Genomic DNA, 19491 nt, shown 5'->3' with positions numbered 1-19491 from the left:
ATGGAAACGACGATCATGCTGGCCGGAGCTGCCTTGCTGTGCGCAGGCGTGACCCTCGCCTTGTCCATCATCGGTGTGGCGACCGCCGAGCGACGCGGCGTGGCCCGCTCGGTGGCCGCGATTCAGGCTATCGACAGCGCCCCCGCCGCACTCAAGGACGAGATCGATCGACCCTTCGTCGAGCGCGTCATCGGACCGATGGGGGATCGCCTGGTCGTCGCCGGACGGCGGCTCGTCCGGGCCGACACGGCGAAGAAGATCCAGTACCGACTCAACGTGGCGGGCAACCCGCCAGCCTGGGACGTGAACCGCATCATCGGTCTCAAGGTCCTCGGGCTCGGAGTCATCGGTGTGCTGGCGTTCCTGTACCTCCTCGGCCTGAGCTGGCCGTTCTACCGGGTGCTGCTCGCCACCGGCATCGCCGCGGCCTTCGGCTACGTGCTGCCCAACATCCTGCTCTACAACGCGGGCACGAAGCGCGCCACCCAGATGCGCAACGGCCTGCCCGACGCGATGGACCTGCTCACCATCTCGGTCGAGGCCGGCCTCGGCTTCGACGCCGCGGTCAGTCGGGTGGCCAAGAACAGCGACGGTCCGTTGTCCAGCGAGTTCGCCCGTCTCTTGCAGGAGATGCAGATCGGCGTGGGCCGCTCTGACGCGATGCGCGCCATGGCCGAGCGGACGTCCCTGCCCGACCTCAAGTCCTTCTGTCTCGCGATGGTCCAGGCCGACAGCCTGGGCATCCCCATCGCCCGCGTGCTGCGCATCCAGAGTCAGGAGATGCGCACCAAGAGACGCCAGCGTGCCGAGGAGAAGGCCCAGCAGGTCCCCGTGCGGATGATGATCCCGCTCGTCATGTTCATCCTGCCCTGCCTGTTCCTCGTCATCCTCGGCCCCGCTGGCATCTCCATCGCCGAGAACTTCAGCTCGAACTGATGACGTGGTCCCGCGTCCGACAGCCGGGTGACGCCGCGCCGACGCGATCGGCCGTCAACGCCTGGAGGACGACGACCGCCGTACGCGTCTTCGCCGTCGCCCTGGCCACGGGCGCGGCCATCAGCGACGGCGTGCTGGTGGGATCGGCGCCCGCCCTGGTCGTGATTCTGCTCGTCACCCTGGTGATGTCCCTGCTCGAGTGGAAGTCGCGCGGGCAGCCGACGCACTGGTACGCCGTCGCCGAGGCGGTCGTCGTGCCCACCGTCATCGTCGCCACGGACTCCACCGTCGGCCTGGGTGCCTGCCTGGCCTTCCCCGCCGTCGTCGCAGGTGTCCGGCACGGCCTCGTGACCACGTTGAACGTGACGCTGATCGCCGGCCTGGCCACCGCGGCGACCCTGGCCACCGATCCGTCAGGCGATGTGGCTGAGCGAGCCACAGGTGTACTGCCGTGGCTCACCATCGGGCTCGGCGTCGGGTTGCTGGCGAGCTGGCAGTCACGCGGGAACCGGGACTTGGCCGCTCGCGAGGCCCCCTATGCCGCTGCGCACCACCTGATGGCCCGGTTCCACCAGCTGGCAGCGTCCGGAACCGTAGGTCTGGACAGTGCCTCCTTGGCGACCGAGCTCGAGACGGCGATGCTACGGGCCACGGCGGGCGCACGCTGCACCGTCTTCGTCGTCGACCAGGACCAGCCGCTCCGCGCGATCAACCCGGGCGGTGACGTGGACCGCCTGCTCCACGAGATCCACCTTCCCGAGGCCGAGCGGACGCCTGGTGCAGCGGTGGTGCCGCTGCGAGGGTCTCAGCAGGTCCTGGGCTACTGCGTCGTCGTAGGCGTCCCCCGTTGGACCGAGGAACTCGACGGACGCGCGCGCGAGGTGGCCGACGAATTTGCCCTCAGGCTCGACACGGCCGTGCTCTTCGAGGACGTGCGCACGCTCGCCACCTCCGAGGAGCGCAACCGCATCGCCCGCGACATGCACGACGGCGTCGCCCAGGAGATCGTCGGGCTTGGATACATCGTCGACGAGATCGAGTCGATCAGCGACCAGGAGCTGACCCGGGAGCTCGCGTCGACGCTTCGAGCAGAGATCACACGCCTCGTCTCGGAGATCAGGTTCTCCATCTTCGACCTGCGCCACGAGGTCACCGACGGTCGGGTGTCGAGCTCGCTCGCCGACTATGCCCGCGAGGTGTCCCACACCTCGGGCCTCCAGGTGCATCTCTCGCTTGCGGAGTCCGGGCCGCCGCTCACTCCCCGCACGGCAACGGAGGTGCTTCGCGTGGCCCAAGAGGCCATCGGCAACGTCAGGAAGCACGCCCGGGCCAACAACCTGTGGGTCACCTTCGACTCCGACGGGGACACCCTCCGGCTGGAGGTGGCGGACGACGGGGTCGGCAACGCCGAACCACGCGAGCACCACTGGGGACTTCAGACCATGCGGGAGAGGGCCGAAGGCGTCGGCGCCCGACTCGAGGTCACTCCCCGAGACGACGGCGGGACCGTCGTCTGCCTGCGATCACCATCGACCGTCACGTCAGAAGGAGAGACCGCCCATGGGCACCACTGTGCTACTGGTTGACGACCACGAGCTGATCCGCCAAGGTCTGGCGCGAGCGTTCGAGCGTGACGTCGACATGACCGTCGTGGGACAGGCAGGCACCGTTGCCGAGGGCGTGTCCGCGTGGAAGGGGCTGCAGCCAGACGTCGTCGTCACGGATCTGCAGCTGCCGGACGGGCACGGCCTCGACGTGGTGCGCGCGATCCGCGACACCTCCGACAGCACCGGCGTCGTGGTTCTGACCATGCACGCCGGCGACGATCACATCTTCGCGGCGATGGAGGCAGGCGCCTCAGCGTTCGTGGGCAAGGACACCCGGGCGAAGGAGGTGGTCAGCGCCGCCAAGCACGCGGCGGTCGCCCCGCGCACCTTCCTCTGTACTGGCCTGAGCCAGGCGGTCATGCGACGCGCCACGTCCCCGGCGCCTCCCAAGCTGTCAGGTCGCGAGGCCGAGGTGCTCGCCCTGCTGGCCGACGGACTCGGCACGGGCGAGATCGCCTCGTCGCTCTACATGAGCGAGTCGACGGCGAAGACCCACATCACCCACATCTACCAGAAGCTGGGCGCCGCCAACCGCGCCCAGGCGCTGGTGACGGCGATGCGGCTCGGCATGCTCGACCACGCCTCCCCTCAGCGTTTCTGAGTAGATGTACTGACCCGGCACGTCGGCCCGGTCCTGACCCAGGGTACGAGGACGAGCCTTGCGCTACCCCATCCTGTGCGCCGTCAGCACGTATACCGATGCGATGTCGGCCGAGCCGCAGTGAGCCGGGGCGCTGCAGCCAGCACGACCGTCCCGGGCCCGGTCCAACGTCGCTCGGAGCAGCTCCACACCATCCCCACTGCGGAGGTGGGTCACCTCCGGTTCCACCGCAGCGATGAAGGCCGGCTCGCAGCCAACGCGCTCACCGGCCCAAGGACGCCCACCAGGTCCCCGAGATCGGCACCACGAGGTGCACGACCTTCGACAGCCGACTCGCCACACGCCAAGGCCCGGGACGACGACACGGCCGGTTGCACCCTTCTCCGGACTGACCACCGCCCCATCAGTACAGCTAGCCGGTTCGGTGGTCCGCGCGGCCGTAGGGGTGGCGCGGAGATAGTCACAAGGAACTACCCAGACGGAGCCGATCACCTGATCCGTCGACCGCGCGATCTTGGCAGAGTTCTTCTCGACGGGTCCTCGTGGGCTCGGAAGCCGAGACTCATCAGACAGAAACAAGGGGAAATACCATGCTGCAGAACTTCTTCGCCATCATGCTCGCGGGCCGCAAGGACGACGAGAAGGGCGCCACCGCCGTTGAGTACGGCCTCATGGTCGCGCTGATCGCCGCCGCCATCATTGCCACCGTCGGCCTCCTCGGCGACGAGCTCGTCACCCTGTTCGACGAGATGACCGCGGGCATGCAGGGCCGCTGATCCACCCGAAGGCCGGCGCCCGCGTCTCGCGGGTGCCGGCCTTCGCCATTCACGCAGGAGGGAGCAGGACGATGACCCGCAACGACCAAAGGCGCGACGAGCGCGGAGCGACGGCCGTGGAGTACGGCCTCATGCTCGGGATGATCGGCGTTGCGATCATCATCACCGTCGGCTTCTTCGGACAGGAAGTGCTCAGTCTCTTCCAGGAGATCCCTCCGCGACTGGGCCGTAACTAGAGTCGAGTTGCGGCTGACAGTGCCAGTCGGCGTCGGGGACTTCGCAGCTGCACCAGATTCGCTTGAAGGCGATCGGATCTCCGATCGCCTTCGGTGCATTTCTGAGCGCGTCATCGCGCGATCTTGCGCAGCACTTCTTGCCAAGTGTGCGACAGGGCGCCGACGGGAAGGCCGGCTGCCGCGAGTGCCTCGGTCACAGGTTGGCTCGAGGCATCGTCGTACACCTGCACCAGGCCCTCCTCCCCCAGCCTCTCGGCGATGATCCGACAGGCGAGCCACGCCTCCTCGTAGCGGGCCTGCAGGTCGCGCGTACGAGTGTCGAAGTCTGCCGCGGTCGGCAATGCATCCGGTACGCCGTCGCGCCTGGCCGCCGCGATGGCACGCCCCAGCGTGACGCGGTCCGGCAGGCGCGTGCCACGGAGCGCGACATAGTCCGCGAAGCCCTCGAGCAGCCACGGCTCGACCGGCTTGCGAACCGCATCGGTCGCGACATGCACCAGCTCGTGGCTCATGACCACCTGCGCGCCCACGCGGCGCAGCCCGTCGCTGACGTCAGGGTTCACGAACACGTGGACGGGCCCGTCACCGTCCGAGGCTCGTCCGACCGGGGCGGTCACCGCAGCGATCCCGGCGTACGTCCCGGGTCGCGCGCCTAGGGTCTCGTCGAGCGCGGCTGCTGTGGCGGGCACCTCCACCACGACGGGCGAGCTCCAGTCCGGGAGGACGCGACGTACGACGTCGATGCCCCGCACCGTTCGTGCGGCCGCAGCCTTGGCCACGCTCGGGGGCCCGTCCGCCATCACGAGGACGTCGTCCGACCGGGAGACTGACAGGCGGCCACGGAGCCACAACGGCAGGCGCGTCCCCGCTGCGTCGGACGACGCGAACTCCACGATGCCCAGTCCATCGCCACTCGGAGCGAAGCTCACGACGACGTCGCTGCGCGCCGGCGCCTCGTCGAAGCCGCGAACACGCCAGGTCAGCTCGGCCACGCCGCTCCACGAGCCGTCCGGGGCGACGGCGCCCACTTGGTCGACGTAGCGTGCGTCCACGGCCGCGAGGTCGAGCGAACGGACATTTGCCGCGATGTCCGACAACAGCTCGTCCGCGGCCGGCAGCTGAGGGGGCGCCAGCTGTGCCAGTGCCTGCGCGTCGCGTGTCTCGACGGCGTCGACGAACGCGGTCAGCGCAGCCGCCGCCTCCGCCGGACTCGCACGCGGCGCCTCACTGAGCTGGCCGGGGGCGACCTCCTGACGTCCGTCCCGCGTCAGGACGACGACCAGGACGACCACGAGGAACAGCGAAAGGCCGGCCGCCCACAGGAGTGGACGACCGGCCTTCGATGTCTGCTGGTCAGCCAGGGCGGACCGCGCCGACGAAGGGCATCGAGTAGAGGCCCGAGACGGCGACGCCGGTGCCGGGGTTGGCGGCGTGGACGATCATGCCGTTGCCGATGTACATGCCGACGTGGCTGATCGGGCTGTAGTAGAAGACCAGGTCGCCGGGCTGCAGGTCGCTGGCCGCGATGCGCGGGCCGGAGCTGAACTGGGCGCTGGACGAGTGCGGGAGCGACACGCCCGCCTGGGCCCAGGCGCGCATGGTCAGGCCGCTGCAGTCGAAGGCGTTCTCGCCCATCGCGCCGTAGACGTAGGCGTCACCCACCTGTGCCATCGCGTACTGCACCGCCGCGGCGGCGCGGCCGGACGCGGGGACGGAGACCGAGCTGGGCGCGCGGGTCGTGGTGCCGCGCGAGGCGAGCACGCGCTCGCGCTCCTCGGCCTCGAGGTCGGCGAGCAGGTCCTTGGCCTCGGCGAGCTTGTCGTCGACCGTGTCCTTCTCGGCGCTCAGCTGCTCGGTGATCTCAGCGATCTCCTTGGTGCGGGACGCGGTGGCCTCGCGGCGGATCTCGAGGGCCTCGAGCTCGGTGTCGTAGTCGGACAGGAGCGACGCCTGGAGGTCGTTGAACGACGACATCGTCGAGAGCGAGTCGAGGAACGCTCCCGGGTCGTCGGAGACGACGATCTGACCGACGGTCGAGATGCCCTCTCCCTCGAGCTGGCGCACGACGGCGTCGGAGACCTGGTCGCGGACGGCGCCGAGGCGCTCGTCCTGGCGATCCTGGTCGGCCTTCAGCCCGTCGAGGTCGCTTCGCAGGTCGGCGAGGTCGAGCTTGGCGTCGTGGAGGCGCTCCTGCGCCGCCTCGGCCTCGTGGTAGAGGCGGTCGACGCGAACCTTGACGTCCTTGATGTCGGGGTCGGCCTGCGCGGGGGTTGCAGGCACGAAAGCGATGGCAGCGATCGCGGAGAGACCAAGAACGGTCGCGCCAACTCGCTTGCGGGTGTGAGCCACGAGCGGGGGAACTCCTCGGGGTGTCGTACGCCTACCAGGTGAGCTGACGGGTTCGGCACGACTGGCCTACTCCTGCTCCTCGTGCCGCTCGCGCAGCACGCCTCACAGGCGATTCACCCCAGGGGGAAGTGTGGTTCCCCGGCTCGTCGACCACGGGTGATGCGGGGGTGTGGTCCACGACTCGGCGCGACGTCCGCGCGGGCCTGGTGACCCACTGCCACGGACGTCAGCCCACACCCTAAACCGCTCGAGGACCCGTCGCCAATCTTCGGGTCAACTTGGGGGTAGTCGTGTCGCGTCCTGGGGGTCAGGCCGACTCGATGACCGGGCCAGCCACCGGCTCCACGAGCCGTAGGGGCGGCACCAGGCCGCCGGAGGCCAGCACGTCGAGCGCGGCCATCTCGTCGTCGTCGATGGTCAGCTCGGGCGGTGGGCCGAGGAGCACCGTCACCACGCAGTCGTGGCAGTGCAGCCCGCGCACCACGCAGGTGTCGCAGTCGATCCGTGTCGTCATGTCCCGAACGGTGACAGGAGCCACCGACAACCCCCCCGGCGTGTCGCGCACCGGCGTGTCGGACGGTGTCGGGCTAGCCGGCGATGACGCCGACGAGCGCCGCCACAGGAACGGTTCTCGCTCCGTCCCGTGCCACGTCGCGGGCGACTGCCTGGTCCCCCGTCACCACGACGACCACCCGGCCGCGGGGCTCGGCAGCCACCAGCTGGCGGATCACGTCGTCGGCGATGACGCTCTCTGGGCTGAACACCACGCGGACCCCGCGCGGCGCCGGCATCGCCGTGCGCACCGTGGACTCCGCAGCGTCGAAGACCACGGTCGTCTCCGCCCCCGTCCTCGCGACCAGCGGTCCCAACGCAGCGACCAGCCGGCTGCGCTGTGCCTCCAGACTCGCGTTGGGCCAGCGTTGCTTGGTGACGTTGTAGCCGTCGATCACGAGCCGGACCCGCGGCAGTGCGAGCGTCTGCTCGAGCAACGCCGGTGTGGCCGGTGCGCTGGAGGAGGGCGCCGCTTCGACGCCGGCCAGGGCGGCCTCGACGGCATCGCCGGGAGCGCCGCTGACAGCGGGGAGCGCGAGCTCGCGACGCAGCCCCGTCGCGGCGTCGACGACCGCGTCGAGCAGGAGCCGTGCCCGGATGCTCGCGGCGTCCCGGTCGGACCGCGTCTCGCGTCGGCCGGCGGCGAGGCCGGCCTCGGCCTCGTCCAGCTGGGCGCGCAGTCGTCGTACGTCTGCCTCGGCGGTGCGGGTCGCAGCCGCTGCAGCAGCCAGGGCCTCGTCCCGGGCGGCGTACGCCGCGTCCCTCGCCTGCTCCGCGGCACGCAGCACACCGCGCGCCTCGCCCAGGCGCTGGCGCAGCACCTTGTGGTCGGCCTTCGCCCGCTCGAGCTCCTCGCGGTGCTCCGCGCGGACGGCACCGAGCTCGGCCTGCAGGGCCGCGACCTGCGCGGTCAGGCGGGCGTGCTCGGCGTGGGCCTGCTCGTCGCGCTCCTCGTGCTCGCCGAGCGAGCCGGCGACCTCGGCGACGACGGACTCCCAGCCCTCGTCCCTGGCCAGCCAGGCGCGAGCGGCGGTGTCGACCGGGTCGTCCGCAGAGGCTGGCACGACCGCGACCTGCACCGCTGCGTGCTCGCGGAACGCGGCGTCGTCGAGCGCTGCCCAGATCGCAGAGCCGCCGAGCCGGGCACGGCGTGCCGGCGCGAAGCCGGCCACCTTGCGGAGGGACGGCGGCATCGGTGCGATCGACGGCAGGACCGCCGAGACGAGTGCGACCACCCGCAGGCGCAGCCGCTCCGGGAGGGCTGCTGGGTCGGTCACGGGTGTCACGTCATCCGGCAGCCGGGTCGGCGGAGGTGTCCGCGGCCGCTCGGTCCACGACGTCGATGGCGTCGCTTCGCCCGCACCACCGGCAGGAGACCGACTCGACCGACTCGGAGCGGACCGTCTCCTCCTCGACCTGGTGCTCGCCCGCGAGGTCGAAGTGCCAGTACTCGGTCGTGCGACGGGTGCGGGTGACGTCGAAGCGGGTGAGGTTGCCGCAGCCGGCGCAACGCCACCGCCCGCCGTCACCGGGAACGCGGAGGTCGCTGGTCTGCTCGGGCACGGAGGTCTCCTCGGTCGTCGGTCGCCCTGGGGGCAGGCGCGGTCAGCGTAGTCCGCGCGCCGCGGCCCCGATGTCGGATCCCACGTCTAGCGTCGTCGGACATGAGCACCACCGCCCACCGTCCGACGCGGGAGAAGTCCCGCTGGGAGGCGCAGCGCAGCTTCGACGAGCTGGGGCGGCCGCTGCGAGACATGACCTTCTGCGTGGTCGACCTCGAGACGACGGGTGGTTCCGCGGCGGCCGGGTCGATGATCACGGAGATCGGCGCGGTGAAGGTACGGGGCGGCGAGGTGCTCGGTGAGTTCCAGACGCTGGTCAACCCACACACGGAGATCCCGGCGTTCATCGCGGTGCTCACCGGCATCAGCAACTCGATGGTCCGCGACGCCCCACCGATCGAGGCGGCGTTGCCCGCGTTCCTGGACTTCGCGGCCGGGTGCGTCCTCGTCGCGCACAACGCACCGTTCGACGTCGGGTTCCTCCAGCACTTCGCACGTGAGCAGGGACGCCCGTGGCCGAAGTTCGAGGTGCTCGACACGGCAAAGCTCGCGCGGCGCGTCATCACCCGCGACGACGCCCCCAACTGCAAGCTGTCGTCGCTGGCCAAGGTGTTCGGCTCGACCACGACGCCCAACCACCGTGCGCTCTCGGACGCCCGAGCCACGGTGGACGTCCTGCACGGCCTGATGGAACGGCTCGGCAGCCTCGGCGTCCACACCCTCGAGGAGCTCCAGACGTTCTCGGCCCGGGTCAGCACCGCCCAGCGCCGCAAGCGCCACCTCGCCGAGGGGCTGCCCCACTCACCCGGGGTCTACCTCTTCCGCGACGACCGGGCGCGCGTCCTCTACGTGGGGACCTCCAAGGACCTCCGCACTCGCGTGCGCACCTACTTCACGTCCTCGGAGACCCGGACCCGGATCGGCGAGATGGTCGGTCTCGCCGAGTCCGTGACGGGCATCGAGTGCGCGACGCCTCTCGAGGCCGAGGTGCGGGAGCTGCGGTTGATCGCCGAGCACAAGCCGAAGTACAACCGCCGTTCTCGCTTCCCCGAGAAGGTCCACTTCCTCAAGCTCACCCGCGAGGCCTGGCCGCGCCTCTCCCTCGTGCGCAAGGTGCTCGACGACGACGCCGACTACCTCGGTCCGTTCTCCTCCAAGAAGACGGCCGAGAAGTGCCTGGCCGCCCTCCACGAGACCTTTCCCGTCCGGCAGTGCAGCGGACGACTTCCGCTGACCCCTTCCCGGTCGGCCTGCGTCCTTGCCGAGATGGGACGGTGCCTGTCTCCCTGCGACGGCTCCACCGACGCCTCGACCTACGCAGCGATCGTCCGTCAGCTGCGCGACACGCTGCTGCGCAACCCCCATGAGGTCGTCGAGGCGATCAACCAGCGCATGACCGCTCTGGCTGATCACGAACGCTTCGAGGAGGCCGGGATCCACCGTGACCGTCTGGCCACCTTCGTCCGTGCCGCCGCCCGCACCCAACGGCTCTCGGCTCTGACCCGTTGCCCGGAGATCGTCGCCGCCAGACGGGAGGACAGCGGCCGCTGGTCGGTGCACGTCATTCGCCACGGGCGGCTCGCCGCGGCCGGAGTGATCCCGCCCGGTGCCGACGCCCACCAGTACGTCCGCGAGCTCACCGCGAGCGCGGAGACCGTCAGCGGGGCGCCCGGCCCGGTGCCTGCAGCGACAGCCGAGGAGTCGGAGAAGATCCTGCGCTGGCTGGAGTCACCGGGGGTGCGCCTCGTCGACGTCGACGGCGAGTGGGTCTGTCCCCTGGGCGGCGCAGCCCGCCACCTCGCTGTCTACGACGCGGCCAACCAGTCCCGGCTCTCGCTCGTGCCGTTCGACGAGCAGCGGCTGCCGGCGCCGGTTCACCGGCCAGTCCGATAGCCCGACGGTCGAGGAGGGCGCCCAGCGCCCGTCACGAGACCTCAGTCGAGGCCGATGCTGAACGCCGACTCGAGGTCGTGCTTGGAGTAGGTGCGGAAGGCGATGTGCGTCTCGGTCTCGGTGACGCCCTCGACCTTGTTGAGCCGGTCGGCAACGACCGAGGCGACGTCCTCGTGCTCGCGCACCCGCACCAGGGCGATCAGGTCGATCTGTCCTGTCACCGAGTAGACCTCGCTCACCCCGTCGAGCGACGCGATCGCCTCCGCGACCTCGGGGATGCGCGCGACGTCGGCCTTCACGAAGACGATGGCAGTGATCATGGGGCCACGGTATCGCTGCCGATTCGGCCAGGATCACCGATCGGTCGGACCCACTAGTCCTTTGTGACTATGGATGTGCCATTTCTCCTCCGCGTCGCCTCGCTCAGACCTAGCGTGTGGCGGTCTGCCACTGCCCGACGAGGGGACCTTCCGGGATGTCACGATCCACGCACCGCACCGCCTTTCGACTGCGGGTTGCCGCCGCACTGACGCTAGGGCTGGTGGCCGCGACGTTCGGCGTCATGGCTCCCGCGTCCGCCGTGCCCCCGGACATGCCCACGGGCCTCGCGGCGAACCAGCCGGACAGCACCACCACCATCCTGTCCTGGGAGCACGTGCCCAGCGCGACGCGCTACTCGGTCGTGGTCAACGGCACCACGACGAACACCGTCAACAACTCCTTCGTGCCCCCGCAGGCGCTGCCCGAGGGCAACATCGACTGGTCGGTCACGGCGTTCACCGGCAGTGAACCGGGGCCAACAGCCACGAGCGGCTTCTCGAGCTCCCGGCTCGCGGCACCAGTGCCGATCTCCCCGGCGTCCAACGCGGTACTGGCCCAGCCGACCAACCCACCGCTGTTGACCTGGTCCCCTTCCGCTGGGGCAACCTCGTACAAGGTCGAGGTCGACGGGGACGCCGACTTCGTCGGCGCCTCGACCTACACGACAGCGAGCACGTCACTCGTCGTCCCGATCAACCTCGTGGAGGGCGACTGGTTCTGGCGCGTCACCGCCACCAAAGGCGCGGGCCTCAACTCGCTTGCGAGCGAGGAGCAGCGCTTCGTCGTGTCACCGCTCGGAGTTCCCGTCATCACCTCCCCACCGGACGACTCCACCCAGACGCTCCAGGACGTAGTACTGGACTGGAACCCTGTGCCCGGCGCCGCGTCCTACGACGTGCAGGTCTCGACCGAAGCGGGCTTCAGCCAGGGGGCCGCCCTCATCGACAGCCAGGAGGGCATCCTCGGCACGCGGTACTCCCCCGACGTGACCTATGACAACGCGAGCTACTTCTGGCAAGTACGCGCGATCGACATGTCCGGCCAGGCGACGCCCTGGACCCAAGCCCGCTTCAGCTTCACCCGCAACTGGCCGCACCGCCCGATGGCGGTGTTCCCGGCGGACGCCGGCATCGAAGACGTGCCGTCACCCCTGTACTTCCAGTGGACGCCGGTCCCGCACGCCTCGGAGTACGAGATCCAGGTCGGCACCCAGGCCAACTTCACTGTGGGCACCTTCGCGAGTTGCCGCACGGCGGGCACCACGTTCGCCCCTGGCATGTTCGCTGTGAACACCACGGGCATCCTGGCGCCGCCTAGGAACAACGAGGACTGCAAGCCGCAGGCCGGTCAGGTGAACTACTGGCGTGTTCGTCCGCTCGACCGCCCGTTCACCAAGGGTGGAGACATCCCGGGCGTGCAAGGACTGTTTTCCGAGACCCAAGCCTTCCGGTACATGCCGTTGAGCGTGACCAACATGGCCCCCCGCGGGGGCGTGACCGTCGACGTGCCCACGCTGTCCTGGGACACGGCCACGGGCGCCGAGTCGTACAAGATCCGCATCTTCAGCGCTGGTGGAACCAAGGTGAGCGAAGCCGAGACCGCCGCCACGTCGTACACGCCGAGCGGCGAGGACTCGCTCGATCCGGCAGACGGTCCCTACACGTGGCAGATCACCGCGATCGGCGCGGACCGAAGCACATCGGTCACATATCAGAACCAGTTCCGGCTCTCGGGGAACCTTCCCACCAGTCCAGCCCCGGCGCCGCTCGCGCTGACGCCGCTGACGCCGCTGACGCCGACATCGTCGACACCCGACATCATGTCGGCACCGTCACTGACGTGGGAACCGCTCGAGGGCGCGCACCATTACTCGGTGAATGTGGGTGATGCCGCGGGCCAGAACCAGGTGTGGTTCGGCCACGGCACCGACGACCTCTTCGGGCAGGCCGTTTCCTACCCTGCGATGACCGACACCTCGACCCGCCTGCTCCTGCCAGGCGACTACGACTGGCAGGTTACTGCGTACGACAAGGACAACCGGGTCCTCCGAGTGGGAACGGAGGGGCGATTCACCGTTCAGCCGATCCGATCCTCGAGCGGCCACGCGCTGGCGCAGGGCGGACAGCAGCTGGACGACAACCACACCGGCGCCCAGAACCCCTGCACCCCGACGACCGGTGGCTGCACGGTCCCCAGCACCCCGGTGCTGAAGTGGGAGCAGGACCCACGCGCCTCGTACTACATGGTGTACGTCGCCAGCGATCCCAGCTTCACCAACCTGCTCGAGCCGAGCAACGCCGTTCCCGCGACGACCAACTCGATGTATGCGCCCGCACTCGACAACCGGGCTCACACCTACCCAGACAGCCAAGCCGGCCAGTCCTACTACTGGCACATCAGGCCGTGCCGGACGAGGTTGAACTGCGGACCCGACCCGGTGTCACAGACGGACGTGGCACAGGGCACGTTCAAGAAGCGATCGCCCCAGGTGCAGGGACTCACGAACACAAGCCCGGCGGGCACCGAGATCACCTTCAGCTGGCGTGACTACTGGGCGAGCAACCAGGAGCAGCCCTGGGCCCAGACAGGCGAGATCCCCAACCAGTCAGGCAAGCAATATCGCATCGAGGTCGACGACGACTCCTCGTTTGCGGGCACGCTGGTGGACTCCGCTCTGGTCGACCAGGCCACCTACACCTCGCCTGAAAAGCTCTATCCCGAAGGCACTCTCTACTGGCGGGTGCAGGCTGTGGACAGCGACGACAACGGCCTTGCATGGTCTGACGTGCAGACCCTCGTCAAGCAGAGCCCGCAGGTGTCCCTGACATCTCCTGTCAGCAACGCCAGCGTCGCCGGAACCGTCCCGTTCCGCTGGCAGCCGCAGTCATTCGCGCGGTCCTACGACATCGAGATCTACGCCAACGACGACGCCACGTTCTCCTCGGCGAACAGGGTCGCGTCGGCGACAGGCTGGCGCAACGCTGCCTATGTTCCCCTCGACACGCTTCCCGTTGCCGACCAGTACTACCTGTGGCGCGTGAGACGAACCGATGCCGATGGCAACAAGGGGCCCTGGTCCGTGTCCGGCCGTTTTCGGGTCACGGCCGGCGCGATGAACCTGCTCGCCCCGGCCCTCGGGGGCTCGACTCCGCCCAACGGAACGGTACTTCAGTGGAACCGGGTCGCCGGCGCGGCCTCCTACGGCGTGACACTAACGGCACCCAATAACGCCACTCAGACCTTCACGACGGCGGCCAGCGCCTACTCACCCCTGACCAACCTGGTCAGCGGCACTTACCAGTGGACGGTCACGGCCAAGGATGCGAGCGGGAACGCGATCGGCTCCGCGTCCTCGTCCTTCCTTGTCAACAGTCAGCTGCAGGCCACCCTCAAGCCGATCATCGAGACACCGGAGGGCGCCGGGCTCGGCAAGACGCTCACGGTGTCAGCTCCTGGCTGGTCCCCCGGGGGAGTCAGCGTCACCACGACGTACCAGTGGCAGCGCGACGGGATCGGGATCACGGGCGCCACAAGCACGTCGTACACGCTGGTCAACGCCGACTTCGGCAAGTCGATCAGCGTCAAGGCGATCGGCAAGGCTCCCGGTTACATCGACGGCGTCAGCACGAGTCTCCCGATCTCGCCCACGTCGGGTGACGCCATCGCGAACGTGACGGCGCCCACGATCACCGGCAGCCCGGTGGCTGTCGGCAACCGGCTCACCGGAAACCGGGGAACATGGCCGACGTCCTACGGCACGTTGTCCTACACCTACGCCTGGTTGCGAGACGGTGTCCCGATCCCGGACCAGACGACGACGAACTACACGCCCGTGGCTGCCGACGTGGGCACCGACATCGTCTTCCGCGTCACGGCCTCGGCCTCCGGGTACGCCGACGGCATGGCCACGTCCAACCCGGTGAGGGTGGAGACCCTCGCCCCCGTCGCGGGCCCGCAGGTGTCTGCACCGTCCGGTACCGGCATCGGCGCCGGTCTCGTCGGCCAGGGCCCCGTGTGGAACCAGCCCGATGTGACGACCACCTACCAGTGGCTGCGGAACGGGTCGCCCATCTCCGGCGCCACGATCCTCACCTACACCATGACCATCACCGATCTGGGCAAGGAGATCAGCCTCCGGGCGACGGGCAAGAAGTCCGGCTTCCAGGACAGCGTCGCTGTCAGCAACGCCGTCGTCGCCACCGCTGGCGGTGCCCTCCAGGCGACCGTCGAGCCGGTCATCACCGGGACGCCGGCCCCGGGAAGCGTCCTCAACCTGCAGTCCGGCACGTGGTCGCAGCCGTCGCCGACCCTGAAGTACCAGTGGCTGCGCAACGGCACCCCCATCCCGGGTGCGACCAACCCGACCTACCGACTGACGGCCGATGACGCCGGAACGAACGTGGGGGCGACCGTCCTCGCGTCCAAGACGGGCTTCAGCGATGGCTCTGCCAACGCAGCGGCCGTGGCCGTCGCCAGGCTGAAGTCGACCACCGCGGGTGCGCTCAAGGCGTCCCGCATCAAGGTGGGGTCGCGGGCCAAGCTGAACATCACGGTCACGGTCGCTGGACTCAGCACGCCCACCGGCGTCGTGCAGGTCCTCGACAAGGGCAAGAAGATCGCTCAGTTCACCATGGCGCCGGTCCACAAGGGCAAGAAGACCCTCAAGCTGAAGAAGCTCCCCAAGGGCAAGCACAAGCTGCAGGTGGTCTACCTCGGCAACGCCCAGACGTTCGGCGCGAAGTCGAAGAGGATCATCCTCTACGTCGTGAAGTGACGCGTCCGCACCAGGTCACGGCGGGGGGATAGTCTCCCGCCGTGACCTGGCTCGCTGACCACTGGCTCGACGTCCTCGGGTGGGGCGGGAGCGCCCTGCTCGTCTACTCGCTGTTGCAGGCGAGCGTCCTCCGTCTGCGCGTGCTCAACGCGATCGCGTGCGTGATCCTGATCGTGTTCAACGCCGCGCTCGAGGTCTGGCCGATGGTCGGCATGAACACCGTGCTCGTCGCCATCAACGCCTGGTTCATCGTCCGGCTCCTGCACGACCGTCACGACGAGACTGCCTTCGAGGTGCTCGAGGTCGGCCCCGCCGACGAGTACCTGCGCCACACCCTCCGTGTGCACGGAGCGGACATCCTGAAGTTCAACCCGACGTTCGTGCACGACCCCTCGGACGACCAGGACGCGTTTCTCGTGCAGAAGGGCGACGAGACCGTCGGCGTCGTGCTCCTGCGCGAGACCGGGGACACGGCCGACGTGCTGCTCGACTACGTCACGCCGCGATACCGGGATTTCTCCCCCGGCGAGTTCGTGTGGCGCAAGAGCGGCCTCCTCACCGACCGCGGGGTCCGCCGCGTGGTGACCCCGCCGGGAATGGTCGGCGCCTACTACGACCGGCTCGGTTTCCGCCGTGAGGGCGAGTCCTACGTCCTCGAGCTCTGACTCAGGCGGAGGTCGCCGCCACCCACCGCTCGAGCGCGGCCTGAGCCGCACCGGAGTCGATCGCGTCGGCGGCCCTCGTCACCCCGGCGGCCAGCGCGGAGTCGACGGCGGATTCCGGTGAGTCGTAGACGGCCAGCGCGGCGCCCGCGTTGAGCAGCACCGCGTCCCGGACCGGGCCCCGCTCCCCCGCCAGGAGACGTCGTACGACGTCGGCGTTGTGCGCGGCGTCGCCGCCACGGAGGTCCTCGGTGGTCGCCCGGGCGATGCCGAGGGACGCCGGGTCGACCGACGACTCGGTGACCTCGCCCTCGCGGACGCGCCAGAGGGTCGACGTGGTGGTGGTCGTCAGCTCGTCGAGGCCGTCGTCGCCGCGGAAGACCCACGCGTCGACCCCCCGGCCGGCCAGCACGCCCGCCATGACCGGCGCCATCCGGGGGTCGGCGCACCCGATGGCCTGCGCCTGTGGCCGAGCCGGGTTGGTCAACGGACCGAGGATGTTGAACGTCGTGGCGATGCCGAGCTCACGCCGCGGCACGGCCGCGTGGCGCATCGCAGGATGGAACGCGGCGGAGAAGCAGAAGGTGATGCCGGCCTCGTCCGCCACCTCGGCGACGCGCGACGGCGGCAGGTCCAGACGGATGCCGAGCGCCTCGAGCACGTCGGCGGAGCCGGACTTCGACGAGGCCGAGCGGTTGCCGTGCTTGACCACGCGCGCGCCGGCGCCGGCGGCGACGATCGCGGACATCGTGGAGATGTTGACCGACATCGACCGGTCACCGCCCGTGCCGACGACGTCGAGCAGCCGGCCGGGCACCGAGATCGGGTTGGCCGCGGCGAGCATCGCGTCGGCGATGCCGGTGACCTCGTCCACCGTCTCGCCCTTGGCGCGGAGCGCCACGACGAGTCCGGTCAGCTGGACGGGCGTCGCCGCGCCGGCGAAGACCTCGTCCATGGCCCATCGCGCCTGCTCGGTCGTCAGGTCGTCACCGGCGACCAGCGTGGAGAGGACGTCGGGCCAGGTGTGGGACATGGGCATCAGGCTAGTGGCGCGGCCGCCCCACGCCCGAAGGGTGTCAGGAGGTGGCCGGGACCGACGGCCGGAGCAGGCCGATGACAGCCTCCGCGAGCTGGATCGGGTCGATCGGGTGCGGGACGGCGGCCTCGGCGCGCGACCAGGTCGCGAGCCAGGCGTCCTGCGGCCGGCCGGTCAGCACCACGACGGGCGGGCACTCGTAGATCTCGTCCTTGAGCTGCTTGGCGATGCCCATGCCGCCGGCGGGGACGGCCTCGCCGTCGAGGATGGCGAGGGCGATGTCGCCGCGGTCCATGTTCTGCAGGACGACCGGCTCGGTGGCCACCTCGACGTACTCGAGCTCGGGGAGGTCGGGGTGCGGACGGCGCCCGAGCGCGAGGATGACCTGCTGGCGGGTGTTCACGTCGTCGCTGTAGACGAGGACCTTCAGGGCGCGGTCTGCGGCGGCATCAGTCACGAGAGGCATCGTAACCGTCGTCACCGGCGCCGCGTGCCGAGGCATGCGTCACAGCACCGGCCGATCGCGTACGCCGCTCCGCGAGGTCGAGTCGCCGGTCCTCCCGGGTCGCTTCCTTCATCGACGAGCGCACCCACTGGACGAAGAGGACGCCGAAGAACAGGAGGCCGATGAGGTCGCCGCTGGCCCAGAGGATCCCACCGGCGAGGTGCTGGTCCTCGAGCATCGGCGGCAGCCAGGCGCCCATCGGTCCCTCCCGCAGCTCCTGGTAGTGCTCCTCGCCGATGAGCGTCGTCTGGCCCATGATCGTGACGCCCAGGAACGCGTGGAACGGCAGCGTCATGATCACGAGGAGGACGCGGAACGGGTAGCCGACCCGGCCGGGCACCGGGTCGATGCCCATCAGCGGCCAGAAGAACAGCGTCCCGACCAGGACCAGGTGGATGTGCATCATCTGGTGGACGAACGACGAGCTGAGGCTGGCGTCGTACCAGGGGCTGAAGTAGAGCGCCCACGGCGAGGCCACGTAGAGCACGAACGCCAGCGGCGGGAAGGACAGCACCTTGGCCACCCGGGAGTGGAGCACCACCAGCAGCCACCGCCGCGGCGTCGGCGGCAGCGTGCGCAGGGCGAGCGTGACCGGTGCACCGAGCGCCAGGGCGAGCGGCACGATCATCGACAGCACCATGTGCTGGACCATGTGGACGCTCAGCAGCGTGGTGTCGTAGATGCCCAGTCCCGACATGGTGGCGACGGCGAACGAGCCCATCCCCAGCACCACGAACGACAGCGTCCGACCGATGGGCCAGCGGTCGCCGCGGCGGTGCAGGACGGCCACCCCGAGGCTGTACAGCCCGACCGCCCAGACGGTCACCACGAAGGGGATCGGGTCGATCCCCCAGCCCGTGAGCGCACGGCCGAGCGTGAATCTCGGGAGGACCTCGGCGGCGTCCGCGGAGAGGGCGAGGAGGGCGGTGAGCACGCTGTGAACTTTATGACGGGACAACACAGGGGGTCGGGGTGCCCCTTGTCCCCGCCAACGGCCATAATGTCTCCGTGGCGACAGCAACTGCGACGATTCCGGCCTCCCGTCTGCACGGGCACCACGACCGACCCAGCATGGTCAGCGTGGGCACGATCATCTGGCTCTCGAGCGAGCTGATGTTCTTCGCGGCGCTGTTCGCGTCCTACTTCACCATCCGGGCGGTGAGCCCCGAGCTGTGGGCGCAGGAGACCGACAAGCTCAACGTCCCGTTCTCCACCGCCAACACCGCGATCCTGGTGGCGTCGTCCTTCGCCTGCCAGTGGGGCGTCTTCGCCGCCGAGCGGGGCCAGGTCGGGCGCACCGGCGGCCTGCTCAACTTCACCAAGTGGGGCCTGCGCGAGTGGTTCATCCTCACCTACGTCATGGGCGCCGTGTTCATCGGCGGCCAGGCCCTGGAGTACGCCGAGCTGATCGAGCACGGCGTGACCATCCCGAGCTCCGCCTACGGCTCGATGTTCTACCTGACCACCGGTTTCCACGGCATCCACGTGGCCGGCGGACTGATCGCCTTCCTGTTCGTCCTGGGCCGCACCTACCTGGCCCGACGCTTCACCCACGAGCAAGCCGTCACCGCGATCGTCGTGTCCTACTACTGGCACTTCGTCGATGTGGTCTGGATCGGCCTGTTCTTCACGATCTACGTCATCCAGTAAGCACCGAACCGCAACCGGCAAGGACTTCATC

General features: G+C 69.5%; 18 protein-coding genes and 1 riboswitch. Of the genes, 9 read left to right on the top strand and 9 right to left on the bottom strand.

Going from position 1 to position 19491, the window contains the following annotated elements; genetic code table 11:
- The 5 genes from JOD65_RS11310 (at window position 1) to JOD65_RS11290 (ending at window position 4156) form a co-directional block, all read left to right on the top strand.
- The gene (locus JOD65_RS11310) at window positions 1–936 is read left to right on the top strand and encodes a type II secretion system F family protein (RefSeq protein WP_191196844.1); all 936 of its coding nucleotides are present in this window, start codon (window positions 1–3) and stop codon (window positions 934–936) included.
- Window positions 936–2522 carry a sensor histidine kinase gene (locus tag JOD65_RS11305; protein WP_191196843.1) on the top strand — a complete coding sequence of 529 codons (1587 nt, stop codon included), beginning with the start codon at window positions 936–938 and terminating at the stop codon, window positions 2520–2522. The genes JOD65_RS11310 and JOD65_RS11305 overlap by 1 nt, the downstream gene beginning before the upstream one ends.
- Entirely contained in the window at window positions 2497–3144 is a 648-nt protein-coding gene (locus tag JOD65_RS11300; RefSeq protein WP_191196842.1) for a response regulator transcription factor, read from the top strand. Before JOD65_RS11305 ends, JOD65_RS11300 begins: the two co-directional genes overlap by 26 nt.
- Window positions 3145–3734: 590 nt before the next feature.
- Window positions 3735–3920, top strand: a complete 186-nt coding sequence (locus tag JOD65_RS11295; RefSeq protein ID WP_204811116.1) for a Flp family type IVb pilin — start codon at window positions 3735–3737, stop codon at window positions 3918–3920.
- Window positions 3921–3991: 71 nt separating this feature from the next.
- A complete protein-coding gene (locus JOD65_RS11290) occupies window positions 3992–4156 on the top strand; it encodes a Flp family type IVb pilin (RefSeq protein ID WP_191196841.1) in 165 nt (54 codons plus the stop codon).
- Window positions 4157–4266: 110 nt separating this feature from the next.
- Here the strand turns inward: JOD65_RS11290 and JOD65_RS11285 are convergent, their stop codons facing one another.
- The 5 genes from JOD65_RS11285 to JOD65_RS11265 all read right to left on the bottom strand — a co-directional run bounded on the left by JOD65_RS11285 (window position 4267) and on the right by JOD65_RS11265 (window position 8620).
- The gene (locus JOD65_RS11285; RefSeq protein WP_191196840.1) at window positions 4267–5448 is read right to left on the bottom strand and encodes a hypothetical protein; all 1182 of its coding nucleotides are present in this window, start codon (window positions 5446–5448) and stop codon (window positions 4267–4269) included.
- Window positions 5449–5509: 61 nt separating this feature from the next.
- The gene (locus tag JOD65_RS24020; protein ID WP_307821103.1) at window positions 5510–6436 is read right to left on the bottom strand and encodes a C40 family peptidase; all 927 of its coding nucleotides are present in this window, start codon (window positions 6434–6436) and stop codon (window positions 5510–5512) included.
- Window positions 6437–6535: 99 nt separating this feature from the next.
- Window positions 6536–6670: riboswitch (cyclic di-AMP (ydaO/yuaA leader) on the bottom strand.
- A gap of 142 nt (window positions 6671–6812) precedes the next feature.
- Complete coding sequence (locus tag JOD65_RS11275) at window positions 6813–7019, bottom strand: hypothetical protein (protein WP_191196838.1); 207 nt, start codon at window positions 7017–7019, stop codon at window positions 6813–6815.
- Between the two features lie 73 nt (window positions 7020–7092).
- Window positions 7093–8334 (bottom strand): NYN domain-containing protein, encoded by a 1242-nt coding sequence (locus JOD65_RS11270; RefSeq protein ID WP_191196837.1) that lies wholly within the window; start codon window positions 8332–8334, stop codon window positions 7093–7095.
- 10 nt (window positions 8335–8344) lie between these two features.
- Entirely contained in the window at window positions 8345–8620 is a 276-nt protein-coding gene (locus tag JOD65_RS11265; protein ID WP_191196836.1) for a hypothetical protein, read from the bottom strand.
- A 101-nt stretch (window positions 8621–8721) separates the two neighbouring features.
- On the opposite strand from JOD65_RS11265, the gene JOD65_RS11260 reads away from it, so the two are divergent.
- Entirely contained in the window at window positions 8722–10512 is a 1791-nt protein-coding gene (locus tag JOD65_RS11260) for a DEDD exonuclease domain-containing protein (protein WP_191196835.1), read from the top strand.
- A gap of 41 nt (window positions 10513–10553) precedes the next feature.
- Here JOD65_RS11260 and JOD65_RS11255 read toward each other — a convergent pair whose 3' ends face one another.
- A complete protein-coding gene (locus JOD65_RS11255; protein ID WP_129457122.1) occupies window positions 10554–10832 on the bottom strand; it encodes an Lrp/AsnC family transcriptional regulator in 279 nt (92 codons plus the stop codon).
- Window positions 10833–11053: 221 nt separating this feature from the next.
- Between JOD65_RS11255 and JOD65_RS24015 the strand changes: the two genes are divergently transcribed.
- Window positions 11054–15607: an Ig-like domain repeat protein gene (locus JOD65_RS24015; RefSeq protein WP_191196834.1), complete on the top strand. Its 4554-nt coding sequence runs from the start codon at window positions 11054–11056 to the stop codon at window positions 15605–15607.
- A gap of 41 nt (window positions 15608–15648) precedes the next feature.
- The gene (locus JOD65_RS11245) at window positions 15649–16272 is read left to right on the top strand and encodes a YgjV family protein (RefSeq protein WP_191196833.1); all 624 of its coding nucleotides are present in this window, start codon (window positions 15649–15651) and stop codon (window positions 16270–16272) included.
- 1 nt (window position 16273) lies between these two features.
- On the opposite strand, the gene trpD is transcribed toward JOD65_RS11245, so the two are convergent.
- Genes trpD through JOD65_RS11230 form a run of 3 tightly spaced genes read right to left on the bottom strand, consistent with a single transcriptional unit; the run spans window position 16274 to window position 18744 of the window.
- The gene (trpD, locus tag JOD65_RS11240) at window positions 16274–17302 is read right to left on the bottom strand and encodes an anthranilate phosphoribosyltransferase (RefSeq protein WP_191196832.1); all 1029 of its coding nucleotides are present in this window, start codon (window positions 17300–17302) and stop codon (window positions 16274–16276) included.
- 43 nt (window positions 17303–17345) lie between these two features.
- Window positions 17346–17762, bottom strand: a complete 417-nt coding sequence (locus JOD65_RS11235) for an Rv3143 family two-component system response regulator (RefSeq protein ID WP_397189942.1) — start codon at window positions 17760–17762, stop codon at window positions 17346–17348.
- Window positions 17755–18744 carry a cytochrome c oxidase assembly protein gene (locus JOD65_RS11230; protein WP_307821102.1) on the bottom strand — a complete coding sequence of 330 codons (990 nt, stop codon included), beginning with the start codon at window positions 18742–18744 and terminating at the stop codon, window positions 17755–17757. The genes JOD65_RS11235 and JOD65_RS11230 overlap by 8 nt, the downstream gene beginning before the upstream one ends.
- A gap of 38 nt (window positions 18745–18782) precedes the next feature.
- Between JOD65_RS11230 and ctaE the strand changes: the two genes are divergently transcribed.
- A complete protein-coding gene (gene ctaE, locus JOD65_RS11225; protein ID WP_443678556.1) occupies window positions 18783–19460 on the top strand; it encodes an aa3-type cytochrome oxidase subunit III in 678 nt (225 codons plus the stop codon).
- Window positions 19461–19491: the final 31 nt, after the last annotated feature.

Source organism: Nocardioides cavernae, assembly GCF_016907475.1.
In the GTDB taxonomy this organism is placed as follows: Bacteria; Actinomycetota; Actinomycetes; order Propionibacteriales; family Nocardioidaceae; genus Nocardioides; species Nocardioides cavernae.
This window is presented reverse-complemented; position numbering and strand designations above follow the sequence as displayed.

Coding starts and splice junctions, on each gene's coding strand:
- JOD65_RS11310 (WP_191196844.1), top strand. CDS start 1: ATGGAAACGACGATCATGCTGGCCGGAGCTGCCTTGCTGTGCGCAGGC.
- JOD65_RS11305 (WP_191196843.1), top strand. CDS start 936: ATGACGTGGTCCCGCGTCCGACAGCCGGGTGACGCCGCGCCGACGCGA.
- JOD65_RS11300 (WP_191196842.1), top strand. CDS start 2,497: ATGGGCACCACTGTGCTACTGGTTGACGACCACGAGCTGATCCGCCAA.
- JOD65_RS11295 (WP_204811116.1), top strand. CDS start 3,735: ATGCTGCAGAACTTCTTCGCCATCATGCTCGCGGGCCGCAAGGACGAC.
- JOD65_RS11290 (WP_191196841.1), top strand. CDS start 3,992: ATGACCCGCAACGACCAAAGGCGCGACGAGCGCGGAGCGACGGCCGTG.
- JOD65_RS11275 (WP_191196838.1), bottom strand. CDS start 7,019: ATGACGACACGGATCGACTGCGACACCTGCGTGGTGCGCGGGCTGCAC.
- JOD65_RS11260 (WP_191196835.1), top strand. CDS start 8,722: ATGAGCACCACCGCCCACCGTCCGACGCGGGAGAAGTCCCGCTGGGAG.
- JOD65_RS11255 (WP_129457122.1), bottom strand. CDS start 10,832: ATGATCACTGCCATCGTCTTCGTGAAGGCCGACGTCGCGCGCATCCCC.
- trpD (WP_191196832.1), bottom strand. CDS start 17,302: ATGTCCCACACCTGGCCCGACGTCCTCTCCACGCTGGTCGCCGGTGAC.